The following is a 7420-nucleotide window of genomic DNA, read 5'->3' as shown; positions in this document are numbered from 1 at the left end:
TTTGTCAAGCATGCAAGGTTATTGAGGTCGAAAAGCTCAATAACCCGGACTTTCTGTTGGTATAGCAAGGGAAAGTCCGGGTATTAGCAACCATTTCTGTCTATTTACCCGTATTCGTCGTACATCTCCATATTTTTTACCGGCGCGCTATAGCCAAGATACGATGGTTCTTCACCTGCCTTTGCGGTGCTTGCCGGGGTACGCCATATCCCAAAGTTTGGATCGGTGAAATCGGTGGAAATAACTCCGCCGCTGTCCGGCGTTTCTAGCCAACCGGAGGAATCGCGCGTAACCTCAATAACGGGAATGTCTTGTTCCACGCTTCTTACGGGAATCGTAGTTGTTACGCGAAGATCAGAATTCTCCGCAACCTCCCAGGCACGATCCGGGACACTGGTGAGAGTGAATTTCACATTTTCCAGTACGGAGGGTACGAAAATGGAGGTGCCTCGTGTTGTTTGAATATGGTCAGAGGATAGAACTAGGGGAGTGGTCTGTACTGTATAGGTCACATGGGCGACGTCACCCACTTTCTCCACACAGGTATCGCCGCCCTGGCAGTTAACCGCGCCGCCAGTCAGGGAATTAATACCACGGCCCCACTGCATATCGGAGCCACTAACAGTGGTGGGTAGAAGCAAACCTATCCCGGCGAGCGCAACAGCAAGAGCGGCGCTCCCGAACGCTGCTATTGATTTCTTCATGTCTTATCCATTCGTAGTGTTGGTAAAAATACGAGGTGTGGCGGAGCCCCTTATTCTGAACTCTTGTGGATACCCAACACTGGACTATCCCGAAGCTGAATTTGGGCTACGCCAAAGGCGTAGATAAATTCGTTGAGATTGCTCAATATATTAGGAATTATAACCTGAATCGTATCGGGCTGAGGGAAACGGCTGGGGAAATGAGAGGCACATAGTGTGCTCACTGGTGTTTTCTGGTAGGGACATGGTTTATTCTGAATGGTCAGGTGCATTTAATGTGATTGATTTTCGTGCGGTGGTTCTTGGCGTGCAGTTCTGAAAAAATGCGATTTATTTTTAAGGCACACCCAGCAACACCATATGGGGTTAAGTGCTCTCATGTGGCAGAAGAAGCATGCTCTGTGGTTGGTTCCGTTGTCGTATCGTATCGTTAGTGGTGGGTAGTGCGTGGTATTGGCAGCCGCGTCTGATCGATCATTTGACTGAGACGCGGTAGCCGCAGCGGCTCCTGGTTATGGAGGTTTCTATGTCCCTTCCAGTTGGTGCATTTACTGCTGCGGCGCCCGGGATCCAGCGCCGTTTGCGGAAAATAAGTAAATATCCGCGCGAGCCGCGGGTATTTTCCCAAGCTAAAATTTGGTTTGCTTTTGGGTGGCCGGGTTTAATTGTTATGGCTATAACGGTTATTGCGTTAGCAACCGCTGATGAGGCGAGTCGTCCTGATGATGCCACTATCGGAATTATTTGTTGCTCCGGTTTGATGGTTTTTTGTTCTTGGTTTCTGTGGATGGGGTACAAGCGGCGTTTTGGTGTAGATAATCAAAAAGTGTGGTCCAGCTTTGCGCCGGTCTTTTATCGGGAGATTTATTTCTCGGAGATAACACGGGTGACTTTCGCGGGTGTATCTTTCGGAGTCTTTACTTGTAATAAGAGACCTCTTGCTTTGGGTATCAACCGTTTTGATTACACCCTGGCATGCCTGCGGATTTTGGAGGAGATGCGGGTAAGGTGCTTCACGGTTGGGAAAATTGAACCGAAAGATCCGCGGTGGCCGGAGGCGTGGCAGGAAATGCGTAATCGGTTGGCCGCCGAAGCGTACCGGAACCACCAAAATTACTATGATTCCCACCCTGCTGAATTGCAGGAACTCAACGCATTAGCGGTCGGGCGATTTGTTACTCCCAACCCGGTTCCGCAGCTGCCTACTCAAAAGGGATACTGAGAAAGCCCGGCTTTAGCCCCGAAACCTGCGCCAGGCCGCGAGCGCTAATCCGGCCCCGCCCAACAGCGCCGCGAGTGCCAGTCCTGCGGCAGAGTCCGCTCCGGTGTATTGTAGCGGCGTTGGGCGCGGCGTGGGCATGTTCGCCGTCCGAGTTGGGGTGGTGCTGGGCTGGGTTGGCACATTTGTCGGTGGCGTAGGCGCAGGCGTGCTCACCGAAGGCGGTGTGCTGGGAAAAATCGGAGTGCTCGGAACTATAGGAGTGCCGATAGTAGCCGGAACGGTAGGGGTAGAAACCGGCGGCGCGGGCGTGGACGGCGTCGGGCGGGGAACGCTTCGGTCGCTGGGTTCCGGTGCTGGTGTAGTGGACGGCTCCGGTTCCGGCGATTCAGAAGGCTCCGGCTGTTCGCATAGCGTGATCACCGCGGCAGCCTGATCGCAGCCGTCCTCACCAATACCGCTGAGGTCATACGTGACCGCGGGATTGGCGTAGAGGGCATAGGTGTAGGCATACCAATCGCCTGCCCCTAATGAGCCTTCAATATCTGTCCCGATAAGATCGCTGCGCCCGGTTTCCTTCGTGACCACGCATTGCGGAGAGCCGGTCAGACCGGCATCCGTCACCCTTTCGCGTGCCGCGGCATTCACCGCCGGATCGCTGAGCGAATAGACGGGCAGATCACCCATGCGGCCCCACTCAAATTCTTGTAGACTCTGGCAGCCTTCGATATACGAACCGGGCCCGCCGCCTTCCTGCGAGCATTTCCATAGTTTATTCGTGGCCCGCACGGGAAGTACGGTTACCTCCGATTGCACCGCCACATCACCTTCCACCCGGAGCGTGTAGACGCCCGGGCCTCGCAGTCCGAAAGAATATTCGTCGTACAGAGCCATATTCCCGACCACGCCGTCGTAGGCCTGGTACGACGGCGGATCTGTGGACACGGCTCTATCGGCCTTCATATGCCACACACCCAGATTCATATCCTCGAAATCCGGCCCGATATGGGGATACCAGGGGAAAGTTTCGGGATCCCGGCCGGGATTGAGCTCGGGATCAACGGTAACTGCCCCTTGCTCGCCTCGGCGTACATTCCAGATGGGCAGCTCCTGATCCACGGGCTTGATGGGGACCGTCCAGCGACTTTCCCAATCGAAATCAGGCTGCGCCTGGAGGGTCTCGAGAGTGGCGTGGTCCGGAACACCGGTGACCGTGATGTGTACGTTCTCCAGTACCGTAGGAACAAAAACAGCCACGCCCTGCGCGCTCTGGACATGATCAGAAGATCCCAGGAGACGGGCTACCTGAAGCGTGTAACTCACATGGGCGACGTCGCCCACCTTCTCCACGCAGGTATTCCCGCCATGGCAATTTACTCCGCCACCGGTAAGATTCACGACGTTTCCGGCAACGGTGAGGCGCGGGTCAGGCCCACCCGCTGTCGCGGTGGTGGGAAGGAAAATGCCGGCGCCGGCCAGCGCGGCGGCAAGGGCAAGACGCCCGAAAGTGGCTGCGTGAGTGGCCATGGATACCCCCGTGGAAAATAATTCCCGATGCGGCGTCAACTGTGAAACCACATGAGAAACGGCGTGATATGCGGGTGGGAATCCCGCACTTAGTTTCATACTACGCCTTAGTAAATTAATATGTTCGGGTTCCTAGGGCAGGCGCCAATCCACCGGACTGGCACCCTGCTCGGCCAGAAGTGCATTGGCCCGCGAGAAAGGCTTGGAGCCGAAGAAACCGCGGGAGGCGGAAAGCGGCGAGGGGTGCGGACTGGCGATGACCGGGGTGTTTCCCAGCAGCGGGCGCAGCTCCTGGGCATTGCGGCCCCACAAAATTGCTACGAGCGGTTTCCCGCGCGCCGCGAGAGTGCGTATCGCGTGATCGGTGACCTTCTCCCAGCCGCGCCCCCGGTGGGAATTAGCGTTATTGGGGGTCACGGTCAGCACTCTGTTGAGCAGCATCACACCCTGTTCGCACCACGGCGTGAGGTCACCGCTGCTGGGAAGCGGGGCACCAACGTCGTCGTGCAATTCCCGAAAAATATTGACGAGCGAGCGCGGCGGGGCAACATTCGGCGCCACGCTAAAGGAGAGTCCCACCGCATTACCGGGGGTGGGGTAGGGGTCCTGCCCCACAATGAGCACTTTGACGGCATCCAGGGGATACGTGAAAGCGCGCAGCACATTCTTGCCCGCGGGAAGATAGCCGCGCCCGGCCGCGTTCTCCTCGCGTAAGAACGTTCCCATCTCGTGAATGATAGGTTCAACAGGGGCAAGAGCCCGGGCCCAATCGGGGCTGATGATTTCGGAAAGAGGCTGCATAGTGTCAGAGTACCGGAGTGAGGAACCTCCTTTTGCGGGCGCGCCTTCGAGCGAGGGTAGCGGAGAAGCTACCTGGGAGGATTTCCTGCGCGGTGCCGGGCCTGCCTTGCACGACGACGAGCTGCGCGTCCTCACCACGGAGATGCGGTGGCGGGCCGTGTACCGCACGAAAACTGAGGCAATTCGGGCCTTGGGCATGACTCCCACCCGCTACTACCTTATTCTGTCCGGCATCCTCAATAACCCGCGTGCTGAAGTGGAGTATCCGGATGTGGTGCGGGCTATTACCCGTTTGCGGGATCTGCGCGATAAGGAACGCGGCGGCCGCGGCGAGTGACGCGCTGCGTGACGAGCGCGGGGTAGCGCGTAATTCATGGCGGCTGCGTGCCGCGTCACCGCTGATTGTGCAGCTGAAAACAGCTAGGCTAACGGTGTGGCAGGAAAGTACCCAGTAGACGAATTTGATATCGCGGCGCGTCAGCGCACAACCCGCGGGGCGCACCGTAAGCGCGAATCCTCGGCAAAGTGGTGGATCGCGCTTATCGCTATCCTCATTCTTGCCCCGGCTCTCGGGTACGGCATTGTCAAAATGAACCAGATTTCAGTAGCGCCACCCTCCCAGAAACCGGGCGTGAGCGCACCGGCCCAGTCCGCAACGCCAGCGCCCGAAGCGGGCACTGAAGGATCGGGCGCGGAAGGCAGCCCTGCTCCCGCTTCGGAGGCACCGGCGCCCGCGGAAGAAGCTTCACCATCAGCTTCCCCGACTCCGGCCGCTGAGGTGGATCACAACCGTTCCACCCTCATCCTCAACGCCTCCGGGATTTCCGGGTATGCCGCCGCCCACCAGCGCCAACTCACCGAAGCTGGCTTCACTACCACCTCGATCGGTAACTACCAGCACGCGGCGCCGGCGCACTCCCAGATTTTCTATCCGGCGGCCGCTGATCTACCCACCGTGGAAGCCATTGGTGCCGAATTGGGAATCACCGATTTCGTTGAAAACGCCAGCGCGAGCGGAGATAGCATCGTCGTCGTGCTGGCGGGAGATACCCGCGGCTAAAGAACCGCACGTCAAGATTCCCGGCTTCGCCAGTCGCTAAAACTTGAGCGCTTCCCACTCAAGTTTTCGGGACGCTCATCCGGAGCTAGGTGCGCGGAATTGCGGGCATATCGCGTTTTTCTGGCGGGTGGCTGCTGCGTCGTCGTACCTGAACCACAGCTTGCACTCACGCCTAGAGAGTGCCAGAATCTCTGTTAGCACTCCGAGTATGTGAGTGATAAGTCCACCTGGTTGGTGAGGCTGACCGTGAGCGAAGAAAGGCTTCGCGCGGGAAGTCGTCCGTCGCGGGCACCGGCCACAGTGATTCTGGAGGAATATCGCATGGCAAAGACCATTGCTTTTGATGAGGAAGCACGCCGCTCCATGGAGCGCGGCCTCAATCTCCTCGCGGACACCGTCAAGGTGACGCTGGGACCCAAGGGCCGTAACGTCGTTCTCGATAAGAAGTGGGGCGCCCCCACCATCACGAATGACGGCGTGTCCATCGCCAAGGAAATTGAGCTGGAAGATCCCTACGAGCGTATCGGTGCTGAGCTCGTCAAGGAAGTCGCCAAGAAGACTGACGATATCGCCGGTGACGGCACCACCACCGCAACTGTTCTCGCTCAGGCCCTCGTGCAGGAAGGCCTGCGCAATGTGGCCGCCGGCGCCAACCCCATCGCGCTGAAGAAGGGCATCGATACCGCGGTCAAGGCCGTGACCGAACGCCTCCTCGCGGACGCGAAGGAAGTTGATACCCGCGAAGAGATCGCCTCCACCGCCGCCATTTCGGCCGGTGACCAGGAAATTGGTGAGGTCATCGCCGAAGCCATGGATAAGGCCGGCAAGGAAGGCGTCATCACCGTGGAAGAGTCCTCCGGCTTGGAGCTGGAGCTTGAGCTCACCGAAGGTATGTCCTTCGACAAGGGCTACCTCTCCCCCTACTTCGTGACCGACGCCGAGCGCCAGGAAGCCGTTCTGGAAGATCCCTTCATCCTCTTCGTGGATTCGAAGATCTCCAACCAGAAGGAACTCCTCCCGGTTCTCGAAAAGGTTATGCAGGCAGATCGCCCGCTCCTCATCATCGCTGAGGATGTGGAATCCGAAGCGCTGGCCACCCTCGTGGTCAACAAGATCCGCGGCACCTTCCGCTCCGTGGCCGTCAAGGCCCCGGGCTTCGGTGATCGCCGCAAGGAAATGCTCCAGGATATGGCCATCCTCACCGGCGGCCAGGTCATTTCCGAGTCCGTTGGTCTCAAGCTGGAGAACACCGATCTCACGCTCCTCGGCCGTGCCCGCAAGGTGGTTGTTACCAAGGAAAACACCACCATCGTGGACGGCGCTGGCGACCAGGAGCAGATCGACGGTCGCGTTTCCCAGATCCGCACCCAGATCGAGAACTCCACCTCCGAATACGACACCGAGAAGCTCCAGGAGCGCCTGGCCAAGCTTGCCGGTGGCGTAGCGATTATCAAGGCCGGTGCGGCTACCGAGGTAGAACTCAAGGAACGCAAGCACCGCATCGAGGACGCCGTGCGCAACGCCAAGGCGGCCGTGGAAGAAGGCACCGTCGCCGGTGGTGGCGTGGCCCTTATCCAGGCCGGTAAGGAAGCTTTCGCCGACCTCAAGCTCGAGGGTGACGAAGCGACCGGCGCGGCCATCGTGCGCTACGCTATCGAAGCTCCGCTCAAGCAGATCGCCAGCAATGCCGGCCTCGAGGGCGGCGTGGTGGCCGAGAAGGTGCGCAACCTCCCCAAGGGCGAGGGCCTCAACGCGGCCACCGGCGAATATGTCAACCTCATGGAGGCGGGCGTGATGGATCCGGTCAAGGTGACCCGCTCGGCGCTGCAGAACGCGGCTTCCATTGCCGGCCTGTTCCTCACCACCGAAGCCGTGGTGGCGGACAAGCCCGAACCGCCGGCTCCGGCCGCGCAGGGTGACGGCGGCATGGGCGGCATGTACTAAACCTAAACCGCAAAGCTAAGGTGTCAACCTTGGGGTGGGGGGGGGTTCGCAACGATGGGGGGGCCCCCCTGGTTTTTAATGTATCCAAAAAAATACCCGCCCCCCCGTTCGACGGTCGGGCGGGGGCAAACCCACACGCCCCACCCGACTGGACCGCCCGGGGTT

Annotated in this window: 7 protein-coding genes; 4 read left to right on the top strand and 3 right to left on the bottom strand. The window is 59.0% G+C overall.

Translation table 11 applies throughout. The features are described 5' to 3' along the window. Positions 1 to 104 precede the first annotated feature (104 nt). Positions 105 to 704, bottom strand: coding sequence for a hypothetical protein (locus PWJ82_RS09250; RefSeq protein ID WP_274736378.1), 600 nt, complete (start codon positions 702 to 704; stop codon positions 105 to 107). A 526-nt stretch (positions 705 to 1230) separates the two neighbouring features. On the opposite strand from PWJ82_RS09250, the gene PWJ82_RS09245 reads away from it, so the two are divergent. Next, complete coding sequence (locus PWJ82_RS09245; RefSeq protein ID WP_274736376.1) at positions 1231 to 1926, top strand: hypothetical protein; 696 nt, start codon at positions 1231 to 1233, stop codon at positions 1924 to 1926. Positions 1927 to 1938: 12 nt separating this feature from the next. On the opposite strand, the gene PWJ82_RS09240 is transcribed toward PWJ82_RS09245, so the two are convergent. Further along, positions 1939 to 3450, bottom strand: coding sequence for a hypothetical protein (locus PWJ82_RS09240; RefSeq protein ID WP_274736374.1), 1512 nt, complete (start codon positions 3448 to 3450; stop codon positions 1939 to 1941). Positions 3451 to 3582: 132 nt separating this feature from the next. Continuing rightward, positions 3583 to 4251, bottom strand: coding sequence for a uracil-DNA glycosylase (locus tag PWJ82_RS09235; RefSeq protein ID WP_274736372.1), 669 nt, complete (start codon positions 4249 to 4251; stop codon positions 3583 to 3585). A gap of 1 nt (position 4252) precedes the next feature. Here PWJ82_RS09235 and PWJ82_RS09230 point away from each other — a divergent pair, with 1 nt between their 5' ends. The 3 genes from PWJ82_RS09230 to groL all read left to right on the top strand — a co-directional run bounded on the left by PWJ82_RS09230 (position 4253) and on the right by groL (position 7255). Then, on the top strand, positions 4253 to 4588 hold the full coding sequence (locus PWJ82_RS09230; RefSeq protein WP_274736370.1) for a DUF3263 domain-containing protein: 336 nt from the start codon (positions 4253 to 4255) through the stop codon (positions 4586 to 4588). 96 nt (positions 4589 to 4684) lie between these two features. Then, positions 4685 to 5311, top strand: a complete 627-nt coding sequence (locus PWJ82_RS09225) for a LytR C-terminal domain-containing protein (RefSeq protein WP_274736369.1) — start codon at positions 4685 to 4687, stop codon at positions 5309 to 5311. A gap of 321 nt (positions 5312 to 5632) precedes the next feature. Then, the gene (gene groL / locus PWJ82_RS09220) at positions 5633 to 7255 is read left to right on the top strand and encodes a chaperonin GroEL (RefSeq protein ID WP_016443292.1); all 1623 of its coding nucleotides are present in this window, start codon (positions 5633 to 5635) and stop codon (positions 7253 to 7255) included. Positions 7256 to 7420 lie beyond the last annotated feature (165 nt).

This window comes from Actinotignum schaalii (assembly GCF_028864145.1).
In the GTDB taxonomy this organism is placed as follows: domain Bacteria; phylum Actinomycetota; class Actinomycetes; order Actinomycetales; family Actinomycetaceae; genus Actinotignum; species Actinotignum schaalii_B.
The sequence above is the reverse complement of the archived record's forward strand: the minus strand, read 5'-3'. Positions and strand labels throughout refer to the sequence as shown.